Here is a 26,036-nt window from a genome sequence, read left to right on the forward strand (position 1 = left end):
GGCTGGACCGGATGTCCCCCATGAAATCCTCAAGCGGTCTGGATGAGAATATCGCCGGCATGCTCTGTTATCTGTTTACCTTTATAGGTGGAATCGTCTTCCTGGCAGTGGAGAAACGCAGCCGGTTTGTACTGTTTCACGCTCTTCAATCCGTTACGGTCTTTGGCATGATTATGATCGGCCATGTTTTGTCGGCATTTCTGCCTCTATTCGGACCTCTGGTCGCATCCTTGTTATCACTGCTGGGCGTAGTCGTTTGGATTATCATGGTCGTCACCAGCTTGCAGGGAAAATGGCTGAAACTGCCTTGGGTAGGGGACTTTGCTGAGAAACAGATGAGACATCTGTAGCATTTACTCCTAAAATAAAACAAAAACATCCGAATCACTGCACTCGTGCAGCGATCCGGATGTTAAGATGGTATATCATTTATTCCGTGAATTAATCATGTCATTAACTTCATTCATTCATCACATAACTTATTCATCTTGTGAGTTAACATAGCATCCATTCCGGATACTACCTAACCAGATCTACATATTTATGCTGTTTTCTCCGTCTCTCCAAGAATCGCATCTGCCTGCTTCTCAGCCATTTTCGCAGCTGTCGCCTTGGTTCCGAGACCATTAAACAGCAAATTCATGAAGATCGCGGTAAAGCTGCCGGCAATGATTCCGTTACCCAGCATAATTTGTGCCCAGTCAGGCGCACCCGCGAACAGTTCAGGCACAACGGTAACTCCCAAGCCCATGCCTACGGAACAAGCGATAATAAACAGGTTCTCATGCCGATTCAGATCGACCTGGCTGCCAATGATGCGAATACCGGATGAAACCACCATCCCGAACAGTGCAACCATCGCTCCGCCCAATACAGAACCGGGTACAAGCTGTGCAAGTGCTGCAATTTTCGGTACGAATCCGATCACGACCAGCAAGCCGCCTGCTACTACGATGACATCCCGAGTTTTAACACGGGTCATCTGTACAAGCCCTACATTTTGTGAATAGGTGGTATATGGAAACGAGTTAAAAATCCCACCAAGTACGATTGCGAGCCCTTCCGCTCGATACCCCCGGGCCAAATCCTTGGAGGACAGATCCTTATCCAATATTTTGCCGAGAGCCATAAATACACCTGTCGATTCAGCAACGCTCACAATTGCTACCAGGATCATCGTCAGAATAGGAACAATCTCAAACGTTGGCGTACCAAAGTAAAATGGCTTCACCATATGGAACCAGCTTGCTTCACGAATCGGGGCAAAATTAACCTCACCCATAAACCCGGCTGCTACCGTACCAGCAAGAAGACCGACCAGAACGGCGATCGAACGGATAAATCCTTTCGTGAAACGAGTCATAAGAATAATAAACACCAATACACCGAAGCCGAGTAGCAGATTCGTCCCGCTTCCGAAGTCTTCCGATCCCTGACCGCCCCCGAGATCTCTGAATGCTACAGGAATCAGCGTCAGACCAATAATGGTCACGACCGAGCCTGTCACAACCGGCGGAAACAGACGGATCAGTTTGCCGAACAGCCCTGAGAATAACACTACAAAAATCCCTGACGCAATGACCGCCCCGTAAATGGCAGACACCCCGCTGTTCAGACCAATCAGGATCATTGGAGATACCGCCTGGAACGCACAGCCGAGCATAACGGGCAGCCCAACCCCAAAATAACGATTCCCCCATACTTGGAGGAGTGTTGCCACACCACAGGCAAGCAGGTCAATTGCAATCAGATACGTCAGCTGTTCCTGAGTGAAGCCCAATGCATTACTAACGATAAGTGGTACAACTACCGCACCCGCGTACATCGCAAGGACGTGCTGCAGACCAAGCGAGAACGTTTTGATAGGATGCCGGTGCCGCTGGAAAATGCGCTCGCGTGCCATATTAGTTCAAGCCCTCCTCATCCGCAAATGTGACCTGTCCATCTGATAGGGCCCCAATGCGAACCAGCGATTCCACGCGGTATCCTGCTTCTTGCAGCAAGCGGCCTCCCGGCTGGAATGCCTTCTCAATGACGATTCCGATACCGACCACTTCTGCTCCGACCTGCTCAACGATGCGCGCCAGACCAAAGGCCGCCTCACCATTCGCCAGAAAATCATCAATGATCAGCACACGATCCCCAGGCTGCATGAATTTCTTGGCTACCGTAATTTCATTCGTTTCCTGCTTCGTAAATGAGTACACCTTCTCAACCAGAATGTCTTCTGTGAGTGTGAGCGACTTCTGCTTCCGTGCAAAAATCAGCGGCACATTCAGTTCCAGTGCAGTCATGATGCCCGGTGCAATGCCGGACGATTCAATGGTAAGCACCCGCGTAATGTTCTCTCCGTCGAACCGGCGGATGAATTCCTTGCCCACTTCCTTCATGAGAACCGGGTCCATCTGGTGATTCAGGAATGAATCCACTTTGAGTACTTGCTCAGACAGGACAATTCCTTCCTGTCTTACTTTGTCTTTTAACAATTGCATTGAGATTCTTCCCCCTGTGTGCCCTCTATACAGGCAGCCAGCATGTCCATCTACGACGATAAAAGCAAAAAGCCCGCCTTTTCACACGCTGCGGAAAAACCGGAGACGGGAAAAGACGGACTTGTACTTATCAGGACAAGCCGTATAAAATGCTGCATGTGCGCATGGATATAATGAACATCCATATGGGGAACCACCCTAGGCTTACATCTTCTTTTGTCACCAACTGAAGAGGTTGCCCAACCATAGCGATCATGCAGATCTTTCCCGTAGTCCGATCATTCCGGTGATCGGGTAGAGACATGCAGGCCTATTCCTGCACATATACGAGTAACGGCATATTCAATTCATTTTTGACTCCAAGATTCGTTACAATATATGATCGCGAACCTGAATATAAAAGTGTAAACGTAACTGACAATGTTAGAAGTATACCGAATCAGCGGCGTGAAATAAAGAAGTATTTTCATGGAAATTGTGAAAACATGTCTTAATCTGTAGACAGGGGGGTGATTGGAGCGTGTTTTTTTTGTACAATATGATAACGGATGCGCGGCCTACACTATGAATTTATTGGTTAAAGGAGATTGCAGAGATGAAAGGCATACTTAAGGAATTTAAGGAATTCGCCGTACGCGGCAACGTGATTGACCTGGCAGTCGGTGTCATCATCGGGGCTGCTTTTGGTAAAATCGTCACATCCCTCGTGAATGATATCATCATGCCCCCTGTCGGAAAGCTGCTTGGAGGCATTGATTTCAGTCAGAAAATCATTAATCTCGATCGGGATATGACTACTGCGAGCGGTCAGGAAATTACAACATTGGCTCAAGCCAATGAGGCAGGCGCTACAGTCATCGCCTACGGGCAATTTATCAACATCCTCATTGATTTCCTCATTGTTGCATTTTGCATTTTCATGCTCGTCAAGGGCGTCAATTATATTAAAAGCAAAGAGCACAAAAAGCCCGAGCCGAAAAAAACAACCAAGGCTTGCAAGTACTGTCTATCCGAAATACCGGCTGCAGCGACCCGCTGTTCACACTGTACTTCAGAGCTGGAGGCAGAAGGCAGCGGCGCTCCCGCATAATCAACAGGTTTACTCCTGTTCAGACCCTTATTATGTAAGGAAACCGCTCCGACATGAAAGGTCTCACCTTAGAGGTGGGGCCTTTTTTTATTATGACCAAGAGCAAATGAAGGCTGCAGAAACGTATACTCTCTTATTACATTCCTTATGGACTAGAATCGGCGCGGCAGAAGATGCTCCAGAATCGACTTCAGATCCTTATCTTCCTTGTATACTTCTTCCCCGGTATCAAGTTCAGTTACCCGAATATATTCAAAGTTGGCCGAAGCATCTACGGGTTTAAACAGCAATTGCGCTTCATCTTCGAGACGTACGTTGAATCCCATATCCTTAAACATGGTCGTCAGCTGGTTGTTGGCCGGTTCCTGACCTTGCCCGACAAAAATAAGTCCTCTTAGACTTTTACGTTCCTGTGGTTGCGGATAGATAACCTGAAAGTGTACAATGCATTCCATACGTTCGTTCCCCTTTCATTTAAAAACATACTTTGTGAAATTTTGAACTTTAAAACTTGCTATATAAGGAGATACGTATCATGACCCCAGAACGTTTCGACATTTATGATGATCAGCAAAATTGGATCGGCACAGAGCTCCGCAGTGTGGTGCATGCCAAAGGATATTGGCACCGATCATTCCACTGCTGGATCGTGCGTGACGATGCTCACCAGCGGATGGTTCTTTTTCAGCGTCGCCGTGATATCAAGGATACCTTCCCGGGTTGTTACGACATTACAGCAGCGGGACATCTCACTGCGGGTGAGCAGCTTGAGGAGGCAAGTCGTGAACTGGAGGAAGAACTGGGCGTACATGCTCCATTTGAATCCCTGTCTTACCTGTTCACTGCCAAGCAGCAGCTGCAAGGCGAGGTTCGAGGTGTACCATTTATGGACCGGGAATTCAGCTCGGTATTCGGCCTATGTCTCAACCAGCCACTCGAGGCTTACACCCTGCAGGTCAGTGAAGTGCACAGCCTATATGAAGCACCACTGCATGATCTGCTCGCCTTGTTTCGTGGTGAAACGGATATGATTCAGGCCACTGGAGTACATGCGGAACAGACTTCAACCCTGGATTCTTCGCTTCCCGCTCCGGAACGTCATACTCGCACAATCCATGCTTCGGAGTTCGTGCCCCATGGGACAGAGTATTACACTGGCGTACTCGAAGCTCTATATGATGTTCCCAAAGGCTGATTCATCATTTATTCAAAATCGAGTCCTGTACTTATAACTCCAGTTTCTCAAAATTGGTATGACTTCATACCTTAACTCTAACTCAATAGGACAGCGGTGCCGTGATGAACATCACTGACTTACTTCAAAACACAAAACAGGCGTCTGCCTTCATGGCAGCGCCTGCTCTGTTATAGTCTTCGATTGTACTGATATTTGCTCTGTTCCAGCGAACCAGGTGAGATCCTCAGCATCCTTTGCTCAGCCCTGATCTTCTGCCGCAGGAACAGACCAATAACGTGCGGACAGCTGTTCAAAGCGGCGTCCATAACGGGACTCCAGCTCCTCACCCATATCCTGTTCCAGCTCGTATAGTACCAATTCCTGTGCAAAATGATTGAGCAGCAATCCTGTCATGACGGGATGTTCTGTTACAACAGCTTGAGTTGCACAGGATTCCCCGCGCATCCCCAGCATGCACCAGCGCCGATCAACGACAATGGAGAACTTTCTCCCATTTCCTTTACCGTACAGAGGAATCCCGGGCCATGGTGCAGGCTGATCCAATATCCCCTCGCCACCATCACATGACCATAACAGCCTAACTCCCCGATCCTCTGCCTTTTTCAGGAGATCATGCAGCAATTCGGCTTCCTCACGCCAAATGTCCACGACAATCTCATGCTTGGCATCTGCCAGTTCACGGCTAAGGTTATCGAATACGTTTTTATCACCTTCGATATTGTAAAAGACTGGCTTCTCAGGTTCATGCTGTGGCATGCTGCTCTGTACATACTCAAGAGAAGCACGCATCTGCCCGGAGATCATTTGAGTCATCTCCTCAGGCTTCAGTACACTGTACTTCGCAGGTTCTCCGGCACTGCAGCGCAGAAATCCGCGCTGAGAGAGCCGCTGCAAGGTGGAATACACATTGGAACGGGACACGCCCAGGCGCTTCGCAACCTCATAGCCGGAGGCTGAACCTTGGCGCGCGAGTTCCACCATAATTTTGGATTCCATCTCGGTAAACCCAAGATGATTCAGATGATGCAGCAGTTGGTCCATATTCCCGTCCCCCCATGCTGTCAGCAACCACACTGCCCTATCTTACTGCGGCAGTGGTCCTACTGCATCAGATCTGTTCCGCACCACAGCGTGGGCACCATTTGGAGCCTTTGGGCAGCTCGGATGCACAAATCTGGCATTTCACCATCTCCCGTGGTACTTCAGTCTGTACGTCAACCGTGTTGACGATCGGATTATTCTCTTTCCAGTAACGGATACGTTCATCGAGTTCCTGCTGCCTTTCCCGTTCGCGCAGCATCTCTTCTTCCCGGCGGCGTTCCCATTCTGCATCAAACGCCTCCTTCTCCTCCTGCGTGAATTCGGCACTGTTGAATTCCGATTCGGTCTCCAGATCTGCGATGGACGGGATTACCGTATGATAGGGTTCAGTTTCATCCACTTCGTCTTCCATTGTTGTCGTTTCCTCATAGAAAGGGCGTTCCGCACTTTGAGCCACAGCCGCTTCTTGCCGCACAGATGCCGGACCTGTACTTGATGAAGTGGATCTGAATTCACCCAGTTTACGTCCACATTTCGGACAGAAGTTGGCATCCAGTGAAGCAACGTGGCCGCATTCACACAGCCGCTCATTTTTGAGTTCGGCAATTTTGCTGCGCAAACCATCAATCTCATCCTGCAGTTCATCGCACAGGTGTGACAGATCAACCATTTCTTTTTCGGCGCGCGTCATATCCTGTGCACGGTAACCCTCATAGAAGATGCGACCCATATCTGTAAAATGGACTTCCTGTTCCTGCTGCAAGCCCACGATTTGATTGTTTAATTTCCCAATCTCAACAGCATGCTGTGCACGCTCTGTTGCTTTGTTCGCTCCGTTCTTGATTCGTTGAAGCAATTTCATGACATCTCCTCCTCTGTCCCGTCAGACGTTGAACCCTTCGGGTTCAACTGCAATTTGTTCTTTAAATTTTCAATTTTCATAGTATATAACTTATACGATATCATGCCAAAAAGTTGCGCATACGCCCGTGAGTGCCCGTTTTCTGCCGATGCTGGATGAATTCGGGGGCTTTCGTCAGGACCATACGTTCGGGTATAATGAAGCTTTGGCCCGACATAACCGCCGATGTAGGCGACTAACTCTATCATACCAATTTACATTGTGATTGTGAAAAGGGCAAATGGTTTACTTTTAAGCGGGATAGTCCTATCCCTGAATGCATACAGAGGTGGATGAAACATGTTAAGTCCGAACTCAACGTTCTACGCCCGTCCGCTCGGTGTCACTCCGGCGGCATCCCTGCCCCAGTCCCCGTCTGCTCCGCTGGAGACCAGCCGGCAGCTCGTGGGCGATGACCATCAGGATGCGCCTTATTTCCGCTCACTGGAAGAGGCAGGCATCCGTCTGAACGGGCCACAAATATCAGCCGTACGTCACGGCAAAGGTCCCCTGCTTACACTCGCCGGAGCCGGGTGCGGCAAAACGACCGTACTGGCGGCCAGAGCCGGTTATCTCATGGAAGTCAGCGGCGTTCATGCAGGCAGTATCCTGCTCGTGACATTTACCAACAAGGCCGCTGCCGAGATGAAAGACCGGATCGCATCATTGCCAGGTATTCGTCCTGCAGCTGCACGAGCGGTACAGGCTCGCACATTCCATTCCTTCGCCCTGACACTGCTGCGTCATTACGGCGTACAGGAAGAGATCTTTGGGGAACCACGTGCCCAGCATACCGTTATCAAAATGCTTCTGCGGCAATACGGCATGAGTGAGGCCTTCCAACCCGAAAGTCTGCTGTCCATGCTGTCTGCATGGAAGATGCAGGGCTCCGAAACGACCGACCTCCCCGAAAAATCGCAGGAGGAACGTGATGCCAAACGGGTCCTCCTCGGTTACGAGAACTGGAAACGAGAGCGTAACAAGATGGATTTCGACGATATCTTGCTGCGGGCTGCAGCCCTGCTTCGTGATCCCGCCGTGCTGAAGCCGCTTCAGCAGCGTTTTCAGTACATTATGGTCGATGAGTTCCAGGATACGAATAAACTGCAGTATGAAATTGTGCAAAAGCTCGCTTCGGCCCACCGCAACCTGATGGTTGTGGGTGACGATGACCAGACGATCTATACGTTCAATGGAGCACGCCAGGAATCCATTCTTGAATTCGATAAAGTTTACCCCGGAGCACGTATCGTGACGCTGGACATCAATTACCGCAGTGATGCACGCATCCTCGGACTTGGCAGTGAACTGGTTGCCCGCAACAAGCGGAGACGGGATAAAAGGCTGCGTGCAGCCGGTCATCGCGGAGACGCACCACGCTTCGCCACGCCTTCAAACGCAGAGGAGGAAGCTGCCTGGGTCGTGAACCAAATCTGTCAGCAGGTTGAGGAAGGGTTGCACACCTATCGCGATATTACGATCCTGCACCGTACAGCCAGCAGCAGCCGGGCCGTGTTTGAGCAGCTGGTATTAAAAGATGTGCCGTTTGTTCAGCACGGGGCTTCCCCGGTATTCTACGACCAGTCTCTCATCAGGCCCCTGATGGATCATATGCGCCTCTCCCTGAACCCACGCGCTGTAGATGCTCTCCCAAGTGCACTTGGACCACTCTACGTATCCCGTGATGCCGGGCTCGAGTGGATTCAGCGCAGCGAACAGCAGCAAGCCAAAAAGTATCCGCTGATCCATCTGGCCAAATGGGACAAGCTCAAACCTTTCCAGCAGGAACAGGTCAAGGAACGAATCAAACTGATCAAGTCGCTGCACAAAATGAAACCGGTCATCGCCATCCAGGAGATGCGCCGCCAGTTCTACGACAAATATATGGAAAGCGGCGATCCCAGCATCTTCACCCACTATAAGGAAACGATGCTGGAGACACTGGACGAATTCGAAGCTGCAGCCAAAAAGTTCGAAACGGTAGAAGCGTTTATAGAGTTTGCCGATGAGCTCTCCCGCAGACACCGTGAAATGGAATCCCTGCGCCGCTCCCAGGACAGCGATGCAGTGCAGCTGATGACTATCCACCGGGCCAAGGGACTTGAATTCCCTTGCGTATACTGGATCGGTGCCAGCGAGGGCATTGTGCCTCACAGTACAGCCCTGCGGCAGGATATCCCTGAAGATCAAAAGGCAGCTCTTGCAGTTCAACAGACCGATACGGAGCTGGATATGGCTCTAGAAGAAGAACGACGGCTCGCTTATGTTGCGATTACAAGGGCGAAAAAGTACTTGTACGTCACTTCTCCTGCCAGTCATCATGGGAAACCGGCAGACGTATCCCGCTTTTTGCTCGAAGCCTTCGGGCTTGAGGTTCCAGACAAACGTAAAGAGCGCGACGATAGCCGAACAGGTCATTCAGCTTCGTATGGCAAAGGCAGTGGACAATCTGCCCGCTCTGTTACTCGTGCCGAGGGCCGGGATGTGGTACATCGTCGTGCAATCAGTTACAGCGATCGTGACCATGACGTTCACAACGAACGTGACGAGGATCGACTCAGTGAACGTCGTGGCAGCGGACAGATTCGCAACCATAAGGCCTTCAGCACGACAGGTATTCGTCAGGGAAGTCAGGTTGCCTCAGCTTCATCCGGTTCAGGATCATCGTCCTCAGGACGTTCTGAACGCACAGAGACGGTAGCGATCTGGAAATGCAGTTCATCTACCTGTAAGGCATGGCTTCGTCAGAAACCCGCTGTACCTACTGCAAAAGCAGCTAAACGGGCTGCAGCCGGACCGCCGCCATGCCCCCTGTGTTCAGGATCCATGGAAGCTGGAACACGCGAGGTGCCTGTAACTGGACGGGCAGGGCGATAAGTTGCTACTTAAACGGCATGAAATCTAGATAGAATGCCAGATCGGCAGCAAAGCCTATCCACCATGGTTTATTGGTGGATAGGCTTTTTTATGTCATGATAAATTTCTGGATGGAAACAATCTTGATTCAATCCGTGTTGTTACTATATACACTTCAGTTAAATGATACTGATTAATCGAAACGAAAGAGGTGTCTTATGGAATTGGAGATGGCAATTAGAGAGCGGATCCAAGAGCGCTATGATATTTTACATGAGCTTTATGATATCTGGTTCACAGACAACCCTGCCTATATTGCACCTAAAGAAAGATTCTATCAACAAGATCACATCGAGAAACACAGGGCCATTACTTATCTCTTGGACAAAGGGTACATTGTTGCCACCCCCGTAAACCATGAACCTGAACAGGTTGCCGTTTGCATTACTGTAGACGGGATTGATTTTTTCGAACAGGGGCGGTTGGAAGGCAAAGGCAATGGATGGGGGATCGTAATCGAGCACTCTTATGAATAGGCACGGTTGAACGGCTGTGCTCGTTTCAGGGCGCTTACTGCTGTTTATTAACAGTAGAAGCGTCTTTTTTCCATTTTAGAATGGAGGTTGGATTATGCAGGACAGTAAAACGCATTATTTTGTATCCGTAACCCATAACCTCATTGAACAGACTCAGAATGAATCAACACCATTTGAAGTCGTGGTGGATGATGAACAGTTAAATCGGCTGAAAGACTTGATGAAAGTGCTGGAGGACGACGATGCCTATACGCTGCAGCGCGCGCCTGTACCCTACAAATCAGCAGATCATGACGAAGCAACTGAACAGTTTTCGGACGGTATGACCTTGCTGTACAGTTTCCTGTACGACCACGGAACTCCTGATACCCAGCAAGCGATTGAGAGCATGAATGTGCTGCCAAGGCTGCAGGATACGGACTACGATGACCCCGGGTATGAGAACTCTCCAATGAACAAATGACACAGTCAAAAGCATGCGATGCCGCACGATGCGGACCCGCATGCTTTTGTGTGATCGGAACCCTCCATCAAACGCTGTGATCAAATTAATCCAGACGAATCTCCTGACCTTTCTCAGCAGATTCATAGATTGCGCATAACATCTTGGTTGAAGCTACCCCGTCTGCAATCGGGCTGATTGGTCCGGTTCCGTTTAAGCAGCAGTCTACAAAGTGATCAATCTGATTCTGGAATGCACTATGAATATGCAGCCCCGTATGATCTGTCTGCGGCTCGATATTCAGGATGGTGTTGTGTTTTTCCGTAACAATCAATGTCTCAGGTTCGAGCTCGAAGCCGCCGCGTTCACCGTACAATTTGACATAGGACTCCTCCCCGCGAGCATGCAAAGTAAAACTTACATCCACAGCAAGCGAAGCTCCATTCTCGAAGCGAATCAGTGCGTTAGCCATATCTTCTACGTTATTCACCGCAGAACTGTAATCCGCTGCTTTGTAGAACGAGAGGTCTTCGATATGAGCACGATTACCCAGCTTCCGATAGGTGTTCCCACTTACCGTTACAGGTTTCGGCCGGCCCATGAGATACCAGCATTGGTCGATGATATGTACGCCCAGATCAATCAGAGGACCTCCACCAGAGCGGTTCTTGTCCGCGAACCAGCCTCCGGGATTGCCCAGTCGGCGAAGTATGGATGCCTTGGCATAATACAATTGACCAAACTCCCCTGCATCGATAAATTTCCGCAGCATCTGCATATTGTTGTCGTAGCGCCGCACAAATCCAACGATGAAGGTACAGCCGCTTTTTTTCACGGCCTCCTCAATTCGTAATGCATCTTCCACATTCGTTGCCACAGGCTTCTCCAGCAGCACATGCTTGCCCGCCTCCAGGGCTGCAATGGCAAATTCAGCATGCGTATTGTTCCATGTACAGATGCTGACTGCATCCACATGAGGGTCCTTTAGCATTTCCCTGTAATCGGTGTAGACCGACTGTGCATCATATTTCTGAGCTGCGGCTGTTGCGCGCTGTTCGTTCAGATCACAGATGGCATAAATGATAGCGTTCTCGTTTTTGGCATAACACCTCATATGCAGATCCGAGATGGATCCGGTGCCGATCATTCCGATGTGCAGCATTTTACTTGTACTCATCTTCGTCCTCCCTTCCTTTTTCCGGAAGCTTCATGATCTCTCTAGTCTGCCCGCAGCATGCCTCTGTAAATACCCGGTGTAGAATTTTCGATCTTCACGGCACCCAGCGTCTGGGCATAAAAATCTACTGGTCCTGCCGATCCAATGATCGCATAGCCATATCCATCTGCCTTCATGGCGTGCATGCAAGCGAGCAATAGAGCTGTACCTACACCTTTGCCCCGCGCCTCCTGGCTCACTCCTGTTGGACCGAAGAAGTTGCGGCATGTCGCTTCATAACAGGCGAATCCTATTATTTTCCCGTGTTCGAGGGCAATATAACAGGATATGGGCTGGCGTGCAAAGGAGACATCACATTCATCCACCCAAGGCTGGCTAAAATGCGATCTAACCCAATCCAGCACAAGCTGTTTCTCCGGGGCAATGGCTCTTCGGATTACGATTGAGGACTGCTCCAGTCTTTTCAATCCACTCTCCTGCTCCGGCAAATTATAGAGCGCTACCAACATATCACTCATCTGATCCATTCCTCTCCACATTGAATGTTATGGCGTTTTTTTCAAACTTCCAAGCGAACAGAACAGAGCAAAGGTTGTACCACTCATCTGAAATTAACCGTATCCCGCTGCCTGTAACCCGGAAATTCTCACAATGGACAAATAATAATCTGACACGCCATTTACATGACTCATCGTTCAGCTGCAACACTTGGACGGTTTGTTCCGTCTATAAGATTGAACGCGGCCCTAATTAGGAGTTTACCGCGAACTATCCAAGATTAGAAGGGAAGATCAACAATGAACAACAACATGAAAAAAGTAAGTGCCCTAATGGTCCTGTCCATGGCCCTAAGTGGAGGAGCGGCATACGCTGCGACACTGGATACTACCCAGTCCAGCAGTCCAACCTCCGTAGCTGTAGATAGTGCATTGTCTAAATCCGTAAACGTAACTGTCAACGGCACAGCGATCACGGATGGCTATTGGAACAAAGACGGCAAGGAAGCCATGATCGCACTGCGCGATCTTACGGATGCACTCGGCATTGAGCTGAAGTGGAATAAGGAGAATAAGTCGGCCGAGCTAACCAAAGGAAACTTCTGGACACTAGTTATGGCAGACAAAGATCAATATTCGTTCAATAAAATGCTGATTACCTTGGGAACAGCACCTCAAATCACCGATGGCAAGTTGTTCGTACCAGCTTCATTTGCAGAACAGGTGCTACATACCCAGGTAACAACAACCGGCAATCAAGTTACAATTTCCAGTGAAGAGGACGTGAAAAACGTTACTGAGCGCGGCGTCATTACAGGAATTAACCCGGATACCAAATATCCATCCATTCATATTGGTGGCACGGGCACTGAAGGTCTGGTGCTTAATCTGGGTGAGGATACCGTTATCAAATCTGCTGACGGCAAGGAGATTGCACTTACCGATCTGACGATTGGCATGACTGTAGAAGCTGTACACGCACCAATCATGACCATGAGCCTTCCACCGCAAACACCGACCTATGCCGTAACTGTTGTGGATACTGTTGCAGAGGAATCCGTTACGAAATCGGAAGATGTTCTGGGCACTTCAGGTACCATTGAAAATGTAAGAACTACCAAGGATCAAGGGACCCAGATCGAGATCACTGGCTCCCGCCTAACCGAAACATCGCCTGACCATGTCATCCTCAACATTTCGGAAGATACCAAGCTGGTCAATCAAAAAGGTGAGGCCATCAAAGCAGAGGAACTGACGAAAGACGCAAAAGTCATTGGATTCTATAGTCCGATGCTGACTCGCAGCCTGCCTCCAATCGGGAATGCCTGGAAAGTGGTCGTGGATACTTCGGGTGCAGAGATTGTACCGTTTCAATAAGCAGGAGTTGTCACAGGTTTATTAAATTAGACCGATTAAACCTGTAACGTTCCAATTGAAAAAATAACCTTACCCGGTCTGTTCTTTTACAGACATGGGATAAGGTTATTTTTCGTTCTTGCTATGTAGCCTTTGTTTATTCGGCTTCTGGATCACTTTCTATTATGGCTTCTGCTTCAATCTCAACCATTAACAGGGGATCAATGAGTGCACTCACCTCAACCATGGTGGCTACAGGCTGGATTTGCCCAAAGAATTCGCCATGGGCCTTGCCTACTTCCTCCCAGCGGGAGATATCCGTCACGAACATGCGGGTTCTAATCACGTCCGACAAGTCTGCACCTAGTTCATTGAGCGCCTTCTCAATCGTCTGCAAAACAAATCTGGTCTGAGCGTATGGATCACCCGCTCCCACTACAACACCGTCCTGCATGGCTGTCGTTCCTGCCACCTCTATTCGGTTTCCTACCCGGATGGCCCGGCAATAACCCACAAGTGGTTCCCATGGTGAACCGGTAAATACCTGCTGTTTACTCATTGTGTCCTCCCTCACTCTGCTTGTCATTTTCCTCGATAATCTCTGCATTATAACAGGCCGGGCTCAATCTGAATACCAAAAATTAGGTAATCCGAAGTTATAAATGCACGAAAAAAGTCCCGTGTACGTAACTAGCCGCTATGCAACCAGCCACGTTTACAGGACTTTTGTTTTATTAAGGCATTCATGTACAAATCTAAATACGCTGTACGTCCGACTTACAGTTTAATATTGGCCTCATCAAAGTATTCTTCAAGGGTCAATCCGCTTTTCGCAATATCGGGTGCCAGATCGGTTCCGACATATCGGATGTGCCAAGGCTCGTAGACGTAACCCGTAATGTCTTCCTCACCCTTAAGATAGCGGATAACGAAGCCATAGTCTGCAGCATGTTCTGCCAGCCACTCGCCTTCCTTGGAGGTGCCAAACACTTCTTCCAGGGCATTACCTACACTCGGGCTGGATACGTCGATCGCAAGACCCGTCTGATGTTCACTTCTGCCCGGCTTAGAGCTCACACGATCTGTATATTCTTGTCCTTTGGTCTGCACATTGTTGTTATAGATTGAAACCTGGCGTTCATATGAACGGTAGCCAGACACCGCGCGCAGTTCGATGCCGTCAGCCTCAGCTCCCGCAAACAGCTTCTCCAGCGCTTCTGCAGCTTCCTTCCGCATGTGGCGCTTCTCGTGAGGACCATCGAAGGAAAACGGTACATTCGGCTCTACCAAATCGTCTGGCTCATAGCCTTCCGGCAGGCTTCGCTGCTTGTTCACGATGACCGTCATGGACTCTGCATTGGTAACAACGGATTGGCTGTCAATCGTATTTTGCATCGCACTGATGCTTCGCTTCTCCATCAGAGGGTCACCCGCAGCTGTCCCATTGCCAGCATCTGAAGAGTCCTGCTCTTCATCCGCAGAAGCATTGCCGGAATCCCCGTTCTCACCAGATGATGGCTGATCTGTCTCACTGCCGTTTGTCTTGTCGCCGTCATCCCCTGTGTCCTCGGTTAAATGAACGGTCGTTCCGTCCGTTTCCTGCTGCGTATTGCCTGCTGCGTTCAGATCCTTAATTTCCTCAGATCCAGAGCCATCCTGGCAGGCGGACAGCAATGCTCCGCATATCATAAGCGAGGACAGCAATACCGCGATATGGCGCTGTCTTCCTGTTCGTGATTTCATCTAAAAAAACTCCTATCGCAATATAAAGTATGAAAAAAATAAAATACGCTCCGGGGCATTTCATCCCCTGCGACAGTATACATCAAATTGCAGTGAAGCTCCACCGCACCAAGCTTACTGGCAGGGAATAGCCTTCATGTGAAAAGGGTCTCACGGCTTATAGGGCCATTTTTCGGACTTTTAGGGCATCATCCCAACGTTTAAGCAGCAGATCCAGATTAAAGCCCGGATTGATATCCTTTCCAATCTTGCCGCCATAAGGCCATCTTACACAGACAAATAAGCGAGGGTGATCCAAGATCTCCCCCCGCTTCATGCCTGTTATGATTTGGTGGCCGGGCTGTCCTTCTTCTTCTGGACAGCCTGCCAGATCCGCGCTGCTACACGCTCGCGGATCATGGTCAGACCTGCTGCTACGGGTACTCCCGGAAGCAGCGCGGCCAGTTCCGGCGTTGCCGGGGGCTTGCCCGGCTGCGCCAGCTCCACCTGCACCGCGCCGAAGCCGGGGCCTGGCTGGTGCATGGCGCCGTCTGCGGCAGCCTCGGCGATCCACTCGCCGACGGCAGCGCCGCCTTCGCCGCCCCGCGCCTGCGGGCGGCCCGCCGTTTCCGCTGCGCGGCCCGCGCTGCTTGGATCATGGGCCAGTTCCTCTGCCCATGATCCAAGCACGCCGGCAAGCAGCGCTTCGCGCGGCAGGCCAGCGTGCGCGAGCTGCAGCAGCGGCTCGGCCGCGAAGCGCGCAGCGATGGCGCGCTCCGCAGCCGCAGCATGCGCGCAGTCTGCGCGGCCGCAGGTGCAGGCCGCAGCGGCCGGCGCAGCGGGCAGCAGCCCCGCGAGCTCCGCCGGGGCAGGGCCGCCGCGCAGCAGCGCGTACAGGGCCAGCGGCCGTTTGCGCAGCTGGGCCAGCACGGCCTCGCGAGCCTCTTCGCTGAGCTGCGGCAGCGTACCTGTTACCGTGAACAGGCTGGCAGCTGTTCCTGCCTGCTCCGCGGCTGCTGATGCGTTCTGACGCGCTTCAGCAGCATGACTTACCTCTGCTGTCCATCCACCGGGGGACGTATGCAGCTCCACATTCCACTTTTCGCTCATAACCTTCCCCCTTCTCATATGATCACCGACTAGTATATTGGTCAGGCTTATAACCACGTCTCACCCTGTAGTGAGATCAGTCCGCGCAATTCATCATCCGACATTTCGGTCAGCCAGTTCTCCCCGGAACCAACCACCTGTTCGGAAAGTGCCTTCTTGCTCTCAATTAACTCATCTATGCGTTCCTCGAGCGTACCCTGGCAGATCAGCTTGTGAACCTGCACGTTGCGATTCTGCCCAATTCGGAACACCCGATCCGTTGCCTGATTCTCCACTGCGGGATTCCACCAGCGATCATAGTGGATGACATGGCTGGCACGCGTCAGATTCAGACCTACCCCACCAGCCCGGAGGGATAGAACGAATAGTGAAGGGCCCTCGCCCTTTTGGAATGTCTCCACCATCTCGTCCCTCTGTGCCTTGGACACGCCGCCGTGCAGGAAATACGGTTCTTCCTCATAACGCTGCGTCAGGCGCGATACCAACAGCTCGCCCATTGCCACATATTGAGTGAAAATGAGTGCCGATTCTCCGTTGTCACGGATCGCATCAACCAATTCCAGCAAGCGTTCCATTTTGCCGGATGCCTCGACTTTCGCATGATCCTTGCGGCTGCTGTCTGCCAGTACCGGATGGTCGCAAATTTGCTTCAGTTTGGTGAGTGACGACAATACAATCCCTTTGCGGGCAATGCCGTTTCGGCCATCCAGTCCACCCATCAGGTCATCCACCACACGTTGATACAGAATCGTCTGCTCCGGTGTCAGTGAGCAGTAAGATTTTAGCTCCAGCTTCTCCGGCAGATCCTTGCGGATATCCGGATCGCTTTTGAGCCTGCGCAGCATGAACGGCGAAACAAGCCGGTGAAGCTCCCGCAGGGACGTGCTGTTTTCTTCGGAGGTCCCCATTCCGGTGTATCGCTGGCGGAACGATGAAGCCGTTCCAAGATATCCGGGATTAAGGAATTGGAAAATCGACCACAGCTCGCTCAAACGGTTTTCGACCGGTGTACCAGTCATCGCTATCCGGTGAGGTGCCGATAAGCGCATCACACTTTGTGCCTGCTTGGTACGATAATTTTTGATATACTGCGCTTCATCAAGCACCACGGTTGACCAGTGCAATGAGGCAAGGTCAGGTCCGTCCCGGCCAGCCAGATGATAGGTCGTCAGCACGATATCATGTGCCTGTGCCTCAGCCTGAAACGCAGTGCCATGAAGCCGCTGTCCCCCATGATGGATGTACAGAGACAGATTTGGCGCGAATCGCTTGAGCTCACGCTGCCAGTTGCCAAGCAGAGAAGTCGGGCAGACGATGAGTGCTGGCAAGTTGACAGCCTCTGCAGGTACAATCTCGCCAGACTCCGATGGATCACCCGAGCCATACATTTCATTTTCACGTGCTTCTTCCGCCGCTGCCTGCTGTTCCTCATGTTTCAGGTCCAACAGACACGTGATCACCTGAACCGTCTTCCCGAGACCCATATCATCCGCGAGGCAAACTCCGAAGCCAAGCTCACGCATCGCAGACAACCATTGATAGCCGCGCTCCTGATATGGCCGGAGTTCTCCATGCAGCTCCGCAGGTACTTGCCGCGGTTCGATACTGCGAAGCACCTGTCCGTCCAGCAGGAAGGAGAGCAGACCTTCGGATTCCGCACCAAAGACGGATAATCCCTTCCAGGCTGCATCCTCGCCTTCCTCTGCAGCCAGATGAAGCCATTCGGATAACGGCATATATTGTTCTTCTTCTTTTTTCATATAACGCAGAACCTGGCGAATCTCCTTCGTGTCAACTTCGATCCATTCGCCGCGGAACATCACATAAGGTACCGAAGCTTCGGCTAACGCAGCAAGCTCCTCTGCAGTAACAGGTTTGCCGTCCAGCATCGGTTCCGCCTTGAAGGCAACCAGTTGTTCCATCCCCAGTGCATTCGGAGCGCCAGGCGCCCGTTCCGTACCACGATTGAGCATCTGCAAACGCAGCCCGGCTCTACGCCGACCTGCACGACTCCAGCGGGATGGCATAAGCACGGTTATTCCTGCCTTCTGCAAACGCGGCACCGCGTGAGTCAAAAACTCAAAAAAGGACTGCTGCTCCAATTTTATCCCTTCCGGGCGAGGTTGAAGCAGGGCTATTTCCAGTTCAGGTGCCAATTCACTGGCCTGACCGAGGGCCATGAGCAGCTGCTCCGCTGCGGATACGTAGCGCACCTTCCCCCGATCCAGGTCCCGATCCGGATGAGCCCAGATGGTTCGTGAAGGCAATCTCAGACCAGCCTCCTGTGCACTATCTACCCAAAAGGTGATGCCCCACAACGTTTCATGCTCGCCAAGAGGCGGTTCAAGCCGAAGCACCAGCTTCAGTTCCCCTTCCGCAGGGGCAGTTTCCTCACTGCCGATTACGGGCATCCCTGTGCCCCCTGCTTCTCGCAATGTCTCGATCAGCTCTGCCATTTCCTCCGTTGGGCCCTGTACAGTCACGGGACGGAACATCGAGATCAGGCTGTTCCACCACAGTTCGGCTGCTGGAGAAGAACCGCGCCGAAACGGGGTGCGGTATCTTGACAAGTCACTGTCCATCCCTTCCAGTTCTCCTGTTACGACAGCATGAATCATGCCGCTCATGAATGAAAACAGGACAGCAGCACCTGCCTCCTCCCGTGATTCCGGCTCGGAGGAAGCGTATGCACCCGGTGCAGACAAGCCGATTGGCGGCATGGCTTCCGCCAGTTCACGGAAACGCTCCACATCTGCTTCCTGAGACAGACGAGGTCGCCATACCCCTGTCAGCGTTTCTTGTCCCGTCCGTCGCCGCGCCCCAGTCTTGGCGGCAAATTCGGCAGAAGGCGCAATCTCTCCGCGCAGCAGCAGCTCCTGTGTGAACTGTGCTGCTTTTATCCAGTAGCGAATCTCCTCACCTGCCTGAATCCCTGCGGCTTTCAATATGCTGTCATCCCAATGAAGCAGCAGTTTAAATGTATCTTTGGGCGAGATCGCAAGCCCTTCCAGCGTCCGTCCAAGCAATTGGCGCCGCTTCGTACTCTTGGCTTCCGCAGCATTACGCATCGGATTGGGCCAGCGCAGCTCCGCAAGGCGAAGAGCGGCAGGCTGAAACAGACGACCTCCGTCGCCAAAATTCAGCCTCCTTACCACGTGGGTCCATGCATCCACACGCGGCTCCGATGTTTCACCGGAAAAACAAAAAAATACGTCACCAAGCCATACTCCATACAGCGATTGCATCATTACAGTCTCCCGTCATCCCTTCGCATTGTTACTCTCCATCATATACGAAAATGCCCGGATTTAAAAACCTTTACGCACAAAAAATTGCTCTAGTCGTCTCTTGATACACTCCTAGTACGTTCCTGATCACTTCAATCCGCATAAAAAAATGTTCCTTCTCCCCTGGATGGGATTAGGAACATTAAGATTGTGTGCAGGTCTTCACCTGCTGCTAAAATGACACCAAACGATTTATTCACCTAAGCTTGTCAGCAGGCCCAGCATGACTTCCAGGTTCAAAATTCCCGCCGTATGATCCGGGGCATGTCCAATCTCTTTGAATACACCTGTCATGAAACGCTTATGCTCTTCTGCAGGTTCTTCAAACCGATCGTAGGTCACCACAGAATCCACCGTGTCCACAATTAGAGGCACATACCCTCCTTTATACGGCACGACAATAATACGTGTAGAAGCATCGTCATCTTTATCGGGCATGCCCAGCAGAACCCGCAGACTAACAACGGAAACCACCTTGCCATACAAAGACCCAAAGCCTCTGATCTCCGGACTGCCGAATGGAACAGTGGTCACGGGAATCATCCTGATAATTTCATGTACTTCCTCAATGCGAAGCGCGAAAAACTGATCTCGAACCGTAAAATTAATGTATTGAACTTGAGCTTCCTCATTCATAGTTGTCCCCATACCCTCTCACTTTTAAAGGTTACTTGGTGTATCGGCTATTTTCCACGAAATATTTAGAGCTTCACTTAATTTAACAAGCTGCTTCATTCTTTCTGAATCCCCCGACACAAGGGTTGGAGATTTCACGGAAAGGTCATTCAACTGAAGAAATATGACTTTCTATTATATAGTTCAATTTTCCTATAAAAACTCTATAAAAACTCGAAAAATGTCGATATACCCTTATAAGTTCTTTTTGAAACTATCTGCTGTAACAACAACCTTACTTAAGAAAAGAGGAATAACATGACGCTTAAAGCCAAAGTCATTGTCATCGTCACCGCCATTTGTATTTTGCTTGCAGCCCCGCTAAGTTACATCGCCCTTCTCGTCATTGAAAAACAAGCTACGGAGTCTGTGGATAACCAACTGCAGAGCACAGTTCAATATGCTGCAGCTGAAGTTAACGGATGGGCCATTGCCCAAGCTAAAGTGATAGAGACACTTGGGAAGGTTATTGAAGATACAGTTCCCTTGAATGAGATCGGAATGGATCATCTGCAGGCTTTCCAACTGCCTTCCAATAAAAAGGATATCGCCACCATCTATTTCGGCCTTGAGGACGGAACCTATATGGATGGAGCAGGCTTTATTCCCGATGCAACTTTCGACGCTCGCGAACGTCCCTGGTACGTGCAAACCAAAGCTTCTAACGAGCTTACATACAGTGATGCTTACGTGACCAAAGCCGGTGTACAGTCCATATTCATTGGGGTGCCTCTCCATGATGCAGACGGGAATTTCCAAGGTGCAATCGCTGAAAATATTGCACTGGATTCCATCAAGGATGAGATTAACTCCATTCAGACGGAGAACGGATTCACCTTTTTGCTGGACCAGGCCGGTGTAGTGCTCTCCCACCCCAATCAGGAGTTGCTAAATACCCCACTTGCGGATCAAAGTGACTATACCGATATTGTGGGCACGATGCTTAAGGAGCCAAGCGGATTATCCGAATATACCTACAATAATGATCGCCAATTAATCTATTATGAGAAAATTCCGAATACCAATTGGATTGTTGCCACATCCATTTCCAAGGCAGCTGCCCTGGCTGAGTTTACGAAGACAAGAACGTTGTATCTGGCCTTTATCGTTGTATTCACTTTGATCTTGGCAGCTCTCGCTTATTTCTTTGCTTTAAAAACGATCAAGCCCCTGCTTGCCATGAAAAACAGTGCCAAGCAGCTGGCAGCCGGAGATCTTACCGTGCAAGTTGCCGTGAAGGGAAAAGACGAAATCGCACAACTGGGTTCGTCATTTAATGAAATGTCTGCTTCACTACGCAGTTTGATCGGACAGGTCGATCAATCGGCACAGCAGGTTCAGGCCTCTTCCCAAACCATGTTCAAAGATGCTTCCGGCAGTAACGAAATTGCCGGGCAGATCTCGACAGTAATCGAGGAGATTGCCAACGGTGCAGGAGAACAAGCTGAATCGATTCAAGCCGGAGCAGAAATGGTGTCCGGAATTAACGGAATCATTGATCAGATAACAGACGAAGCCCGGCAGGCTTCCGAAACGATATTGGACGTTAATCACGCGATGGAGAGCGGCCAAAGTGCAATCGCTCGTCAGTCAGATCTATCCCAGGCAGGACAGGAATCCACCAGTCGGGTCGAAACATCCAATGAGCTGCTGCTTAGCAAAATTGGTGAAATATCCGCCATTACAGGCAGTATTCAGAACATTGCAGCACAGACCAATCTGCTTGCTCTGAATGCATCCATTGAAGCTGCACGTGCAGGAGAACATGGCAGAGGATTCGCCGTTGTTGCAGGGGAAGTGCGTAAGCTTGCCGAACAATCTTCCCACTCCGTTGCTGAGATCGACCAGCTATTGAACGACCTGAATGCAGCAGGCCAGCAAAGCGCAGCCGAACTGGAGCAGTTCCGCCTGAATAGCTCGGCTCAATCGGATTCCATGGCAGAAACATCAGCTTCCTTTGATCTGATTCGTGGGTCCGTAGATGAAATCATACACAAAATCAGCTCGATTACTTCGGGTATGAATGAGATCAAAACAGGTGCTGCCCAAGTATCTGACGTGATTACAGGGCTCGCCGCTGTCGCTGAGGAGAGTGCTGCTTCTACCGAAGAAGCCGCATCTTCCACAATGGAACAATCCCTGTCGATCAGTAATATCTCGGAAGCAGCCAAGGCGTTATCCGATCATGCAGATCGATTGCTGCGTGAAGTCAGTCGTTTCAATACGGAAGATAAATAAGCTCGATATAAAGTAAGCTAACAAATGTAAACTACATCAAAAAGACCAGAGATTGGCTATATGCCAAATCTCTGGTCTTTTTTGCACGAGACACTGTGGATAACTATCCATTTTGGTTAAAGAGCGTGAAATTAACATGAAAAAGATCAAGTTATACCCTATATGTGGATAAGTTGTGCACATATTGCACACAGTTTGTGGATAAACAGGCATAAGGATGTGGATATACAACAATTTGATGTGGACATGTTGTGTACTTGTTTGTAAATCTCACGTAAAACCTTAAACACTGATTTCATTTATCCCTTTTTGTGGACACACTGTGGATTGTAGAAGTCTTTATCCAATTAATTAACCAGTTCGCCTTGTCTCATAATCAACTTGTCATCAATATAGACATCCGGCTTCTGCACTACTGCATCGATATGCACGCCTGCCGCAATCGTGCCTCCGAAGGTGTTGTTACTGCCAAAGGCAACGTGGATCGTTCCATACACCTTCTCATCTTCCAGAACGACTCCCGTAATTCGCGCCTTATTGTTGGTGCCAATACCAAATTCACCGAGATAACGGCCATCCCCCTCGCCCAGCATCGTCAGCAGCTGTTGTCCATCCGGACCCTCCGCCGAAACCAACCGGCCTTCTTCCACCTTCAAAGTCATCGGTTCACGGAGTGCTCCAATTCCCGCAACAGATCCATCTACGATAATGCTGCCTTCACCTATTCCTTCAACCGGTGCAATGTAGGCCTCCCCTGAAGGCAAATTGCCCGATTCACCAGGGTTCAAATACATCCCTGTGCTGGGTACTCCGCTTCGATCCTTGATGGAGAAAGACAGACTGTGCCCTTCCTTTTCAATCCGTACCTGGCTGCCCTCAGTTAATAAAGCCGTAACCTTCTCGGTCAGTGCCTTCACCTGTGGATATTCGGCTGTAATGGCACCATTCATGAACATATCCTCTGTCATGCCGGGCATGGTGGCGACACGTGTACCTGATGCAGCGGCCTGTTTCCGGGCCTGTGTATGGGTTAAGGAGTATCTTGTCACACATACGGCTACATCGGCTTGGATCATGGCTTGTGCAATTGGTGCGGGCGGTTCTTCCCCGGATCTGCTGCGTTCCGCCATAATCATCAGCACGGATTCCGCTCCAAGTGCTTTCCCCGCTTCATAAATGGATTCTGCAAGTTCCCTTTTGGCATCGTCTGCCACAACCACGAGATTCTCTCCCTCACGCAGTCCCAAGCATTCGATTAATACATTTTTACTGATTTCCACACGCTGCTGATTCATTTCACTAATCTCTCCTGTCATTGGTAAAACCCTTTATAGTCTAGACGCTTGAATGAAGCCTTTGGCAATCTGGCAGTCTGTAGGGGAATCCTGCACATTCTCACTTCGGACTAGAAGTTGAAATCAATGTTTCGGATCCGCCCATTTGACGAGAATTGCTGCCGTTTCCTGGTATTGAAAGACCGGAAAGTAGTGTCCATAAGGGACGTCGATTCGTTTACACTGTGGATTCAACTCCTCAGGGTAGTGATAGTCCGTATCTTCGCCAGCCCATACCACCAATGTACTATTGGCAATGTCTGCCCGATTCCACATGCTCCCCCCAGAAGTGAAGGTGCTTCCTTTTATTTTGCCGGAGTAAATCCATCGTAGCAAGTCGGCATGTGCTACCGCTATTCTGGGGGACTGCAAACTGGACCTAATTCTTCCTGCCAGTTCAGGTGCCGCAATGCTTCCTTCTGATTCAGTGCTATGTGTGTTTAACATGTGCCGCCAGCTTTTTTCCGACCTTCGGTTGAGGAGGGTACGCACTATTCCTCTTGGCAAGCGGGAAATCCATCGCAGCATGTTTGGATTCGTATTGTGAGCAACGGGCTGAAGCAAGCCAAGACGGATATCCGTTCGTCCGCTGCGCTGCAACGCCGCGGATGCAATCGCAGCACCTATGGAATGACCAACAAGCTTCATCGGACCTTCAAACCTGCCAATGGCCGTAACCAACTCATCCACCTGACCGTCAAAGGCCTCCTCCCCTTGATGTACAGCCGAACGTCCGAACCCTGCCAGGTCGACGATCCAAACCGGATTTCCAGTCAGCTGATGGAGCTCTTCGCCCATAGGAAGCATTTCATCCGCACAATTCAGCATGCCATGCACGATAAGCCACGGTTCACCTTCACCCTCCCAGCCAAGCGCTGCCAGGTTTCCTATCCGGGTTCGGTTCCAACCGGAAGAGAGATTTTCGTAAGGTTGAAGGCTCAGTCGATAATCCAGATCCGCCGTAACGAACGGAAGTTGCTCCCGGATGTCGGGCCATGTTTGACCCATGCGTTTAAATAAATCTTCCGTCTCTTCCACATGCCATATTCTGTCTGTAATAAAGGAAACCGATTCCGCAGGGACACCGCTGATCCGCGCCCCTCCTGATCTCATTGCGAATTGCATCCAGGATAAGGGTACAGCCCATTTGGGCTTCGGTACGTCCAGCTGCTTCGCAAGAAGATGAAGAAGTTCCTTCATATTGGGACTGGTTTCCTTGCGTGCCAGAAGTGGATAGGTCCCGCCTGTTGGGAACGCCTCTTTGGTCAGGAAGACCAGAGTCCGCCCAACCACATCATTCTCCACTAACGGTAACCAATAAGACGAACCTCCAGGTACAACAGGCATAAGTCTTTTTTGCATCGCCTGGATGAGCAGCCCGATACCGCCTGTTTGCTCGGTCTCACCTGTGGGGCGCGGTCCAACGACTGTGCTTGGGTTTACAACAGAAAGTGGATATTGATTTTTTACAGCATGCTCACGGAGATACAGATCGGCGTGGAACTTCATTTCTTCATATGCACTTTCATTCGGGGCCACCTTGCCAGTGGGTATATCTTCACCTTTCTCATCACGCAAGCCATAGGGACTCATGAATCCAACGACGTGAATGAAATGTCTCAGACCTTTAGTCTGCTGAATCTCTTCAGCTAGCCCGGCAACCTCTCGCGCTCCATTCATGAATATCTGTTCCGCCACTTTGCGCCCCAGGGTAACATCCATCGTTCCTCCTGCATGAATAATGACGTCGGCTTCCAGCACGCGCCTGCGATCTTCTGCACTAAGACCGAGTCCCTCCACCGATAAGTCTCCTTGTACAAACGTAATTCTGCTGAAATCCGATATTCCGTATGAAGTCAGGCCTTGCCTGGCTTTGGATTCTGAACGGACAAGCAGCAGCAATTCCAGATTTTCATCGATTAGCTGCTTCACTGCCTCCTTGCCGATAAATCCGGTGCTGCCTGTCATAAAAATAATGGATGCTGCCCCTGAGTCCACCTTATGGGTATGCATCTGGTCCATTGTTTTTAAGTATGTAGAATTTACGTTCATTATTCTCTCCTCCTAATTAGAACTACATAGTA

23 protein-coding genes and 1 riboswitch are annotated in these 26,036 nt (G+C 50.3%); of the genes, 8 read left to right on the plus strand and 15 right to left on the minus strand.

Going from position 1 to position 26,036, the window contains the following annotated elements; genetic code table 11:
• Positions 1 to 11 precede the first annotated feature (11 nt).
• Positions 12 to 350 carry a DUF4870 domain-containing protein gene (locus tag GUA98_RS25245; protein ID WP_193724768.1) on the plus strand — a complete coding sequence of 113 codons (339 nt, stop codon included), beginning with the start codon at positions 12 to 14 and terminating at the stop codon, positions 348 to 350.
• Between the two features lie 191 nt (positions 351 to 541).
• On the opposite strand, the gene GUA98_RS25250 is transcribed toward GUA98_RS25245, so the two are convergent.
• Positions 542 to 1,903 (minus strand): nucleobase:cation symporter-2 family protein, encoded by a 1,362-nt coding sequence (locus tag GUA98_RS25250; protein WP_193724769.1) that lies wholly within the window; start codon positions 1,901 to 1,903, stop codon positions 542 to 544.
• 1 nt (position 1,904) lies between these two features.
• On the minus strand, positions 1,905 to 2,492 hold the full coding sequence (locus GUA98_RS25255) for a xanthine phosphoribosyltransferase (RefSeq protein ID WP_153976774.1): 588 nt from the start codon (positions 2,490 to 2,492) through the stop codon (positions 1,905 to 1,907).
• Between the two features lie 250 nt (positions 2,493 to 2,742).
• A riboswitch (purine riboswitch) is annotated at positions 2,743 to 2,842 on the minus strand.
• Between the two features lie 245 nt (positions 2,843 to 3,087).
• Between GUA98_RS25255 and mscL the strand changes: the two genes are divergently transcribed.
• A complete protein-coding gene (gene mscL / locus GUA98_RS25260; RefSeq protein WP_095291881.1) occupies positions 3,088 to 3,582 on the plus strand; it encodes a large conductance mechanosensitive channel protein MscL in 495 nt (164 codons plus the stop codon).
• 152 nt (positions 3,583 to 3,734) lie between these two features.
• Here the strand turns inward: mscL and GUA98_RS25265 are convergent, their stop codons facing one another.
• The gene (locus GUA98_RS25265) at positions 3,735 to 4,037 is read right to left on the minus strand and encodes a hypothetical protein (RefSeq protein WP_095291879.1); all 303 of its coding nucleotides are present in this window, start codon (positions 4,035 to 4,037) and stop codon (positions 3,735 to 3,737) included.
• 80 nt (positions 4,038 to 4,117) lie between these two features.
• On the opposite strand from GUA98_RS25265, the gene GUA98_RS25270 reads away from it, so the two are divergent.
• Positions 4,118 to 4,777 carry an NUDIX hydrolase gene (locus tag GUA98_RS25270; protein ID WP_193724770.1) on the plus strand — a complete coding sequence of 220 codons (660 nt, stop codon included), beginning with the start codon at positions 4,118 to 4,120 and terminating at the stop codon, positions 4,775 to 4,777.
• Between the two features lie 240 nt (positions 4,778 to 5,017).
• On the opposite strand, the gene GUA98_RS25275 is transcribed toward GUA98_RS25270, so the two are convergent.
• Entirely contained in the window at positions 5,018 to 5,821 is an 804-nt protein-coding gene (locus GUA98_RS25275) for a TrmB family transcriptional regulator (RefSeq protein ID WP_193724771.1), read from the minus strand.
• Positions 5,822 to 5,888: 67 nt separating this feature from the next.
• Positions 5,889 to 6,683 (minus strand): zinc ribbon domain-containing protein, encoded by a 795-nt coding sequence (locus GUA98_RS25280; RefSeq protein WP_193724772.1) that lies wholly within the window; start codon positions 6,681 to 6,683, stop codon positions 5,889 to 5,891.
• A 339-nt stretch (positions 6,684 to 7,022) separates the two neighbouring features.
• Here GUA98_RS25280 and GUA98_RS25285 point away from each other — a divergent pair, with 339 nt between their 5' ends.
• From GUA98_RS25285 to GUA98_RS25295, 3 genes are all read left to right on the plus strand, one after another.
• Positions 7,023 to 9,599: a UvrD-helicase domain-containing protein gene (locus GUA98_RS25285; RefSeq protein ID WP_193724773.1), complete on the plus strand. Its 2,577-nt coding sequence runs from the start codon at positions 7,023 to 7,025 to the stop codon at positions 9,597 to 9,599.
• A 197-nt stretch (positions 9,600 to 9,796) separates the two neighbouring features.
• The gene (locus GUA98_RS25290; protein ID WP_193724774.1) at positions 9,797 to 10,114 is read left to right on the plus strand and encodes a hypothetical protein; all 318 of its coding nucleotides are present in this window, start codon (positions 9,797 to 9,799) and stop codon (positions 10,112 to 10,114) included.
• A gap of 94 nt (positions 10,115 to 10,208) precedes the next feature.
• Positions 10,209 to 10,577, plus strand: coding sequence for a hypothetical protein (locus GUA98_RS25295; protein ID WP_095361496.1), 369 nt, complete (start codon positions 10,209 to 10,211; stop codon positions 10,575 to 10,577).
• An 85-nt stretch (positions 10,578 to 10,662) separates the two neighbouring features.
• On the opposite strand, the gene GUA98_RS25300 is transcribed toward GUA98_RS25295, so the two are convergent.
• Positions 10,663 to 11,733 (minus strand): Gfo/Idh/MocA family protein, encoded by a 1,071-nt coding sequence (locus GUA98_RS25300; RefSeq protein WP_153976768.1) that lies wholly within the window; start codon positions 11,731 to 11,733, stop codon positions 10,663 to 10,665.
• Positions 11,734 to 11,774: 41 nt separating this feature from the next.
• Positions 11,775 to 12,251, minus strand: coding sequence for a GNAT family N-acetyltransferase (locus tag GUA98_RS25305; RefSeq protein ID WP_193724775.1), 477 nt, complete (start codon positions 12,249 to 12,251; stop codon positions 11,775 to 11,777).
• Positions 12,252 to 12,530: 279 nt separating this feature from the next.
• On the opposite strand from GUA98_RS25305, the gene GUA98_RS25310 reads away from it, so the two are divergent.
• Entirely contained in the window at positions 12,531 to 13,607 is a 1,077-nt protein-coding gene (locus GUA98_RS25310) for a copper amine oxidase N-terminal domain-containing protein (protein WP_193724776.1), read from the plus strand.
• A gap of 136 nt (positions 13,608 to 13,743) precedes the next feature.
• Here the strand turns inward: GUA98_RS25310 and GUA98_RS25315 are convergent, their stop codons facing one another.
• The 6 genes from GUA98_RS25315 to GUA98_RS25340 form a co-directional block, all read right to left on the minus strand.
• Positions 13,744 to 14,145 (minus strand): RidA family protein, encoded by a 402-nt coding sequence (locus GUA98_RS25315; protein WP_095291863.1) that lies wholly within the window; start codon positions 14,143 to 14,145, stop codon positions 13,744 to 13,746.
• 218 nt (positions 14,146 to 14,363) lie between these two features.
• Positions 14,364 to 15,329, minus strand: coding sequence for a D-alanyl-D-alanine carboxypeptidase family protein (locus GUA98_RS25320; protein WP_193724777.1), 966 nt, complete (start codon positions 15,327 to 15,329; stop codon positions 14,364 to 14,366).
• A gap of 157 nt (positions 15,330 to 15,486) precedes the next feature.
• Positions 15,487 to 15,627, minus strand: coding sequence for a hypothetical protein (locus GUA98_RS25325; protein ID WP_193724778.1), 141 nt, complete (start codon positions 15,625 to 15,627; stop codon positions 15,487 to 15,489).
• Positions 15,628 to 15,650: 23 nt separating this feature from the next.
• The gene (locus GUA98_RS25330) at positions 15,651 to 16,418 is read right to left on the minus strand and encodes a hypothetical protein (RefSeq protein ID WP_193724779.1); all 768 of its coding nucleotides are present in this window, start codon (positions 16,416 to 16,418) and stop codon (positions 15,651 to 15,653) included.
• Between the two features lie 47 nt (positions 16,419 to 16,465).
• Positions 16,466 to 19,666: a DEAD/DEAH box helicase gene (locus GUA98_RS25335; RefSeq protein ID WP_193724780.1), complete on the minus strand. Its 3,201-nt coding sequence runs from the start codon at positions 19,664 to 19,666 to the stop codon at positions 16,466 to 16,468.
• 231 nt (positions 19,667 to 19,897) lie between these two features.
• Positions 19,898 to 20,341: a chemotaxis protein CheW gene (locus GUA98_RS25340; protein ID WP_193724781.1), complete on the minus strand. Its 444-nt coding sequence runs from the start codon at positions 20,339 to 20,341 to the stop codon at positions 19,898 to 19,900.
• Between the two features lie 297 nt (positions 20,342 to 20,638).
• Here GUA98_RS25340 and GUA98_RS25345 point away from each other — a divergent pair, with 297 nt between their 5' ends.
• Complete coding sequence (locus GUA98_RS25345) at positions 20,639 to 22,618, plus strand: methyl-accepting chemotaxis protein (RefSeq protein ID WP_153976759.1); 1,980 nt, start codon at positions 20,639 to 20,641, stop codon at positions 22,616 to 22,618.
• A gap of 347 nt (positions 22,619 to 22,965) precedes the next feature.
• On the opposite strand, the gene GUA98_RS25350 is transcribed toward GUA98_RS25345, so the two are convergent.
• Entirely contained in the window at positions 22,966 to 23,913 is a 948-nt protein-coding gene (locus GUA98_RS25350) for an aminopeptidase (RefSeq protein ID WP_153976758.1), read from the minus strand.
• A gap of 123 nt (positions 23,914 to 24,036) precedes the next feature.
• Positions 24,037 to 26,004: an alpha/beta fold hydrolase gene (locus tag GUA98_RS25355; protein ID WP_193724782.1), complete on the minus strand. Its 1,968-nt coding sequence runs from the start codon at positions 26,002 to 26,004 to the stop codon at positions 24,037 to 24,039.
• Positions 26,005 to 26,036 lie beyond the last annotated feature (32 nt).

It is taken from the genome of Paenibacillus sp. P13VS (assembly GCF_015143645.1).
GTDB classification, from domain to species: domain Bacteria; phylum Bacillota; class Bacilli; order Paenibacillales; family Paenibacillaceae; genus Paenibacillus; species Paenibacillus xylanilyticus_A.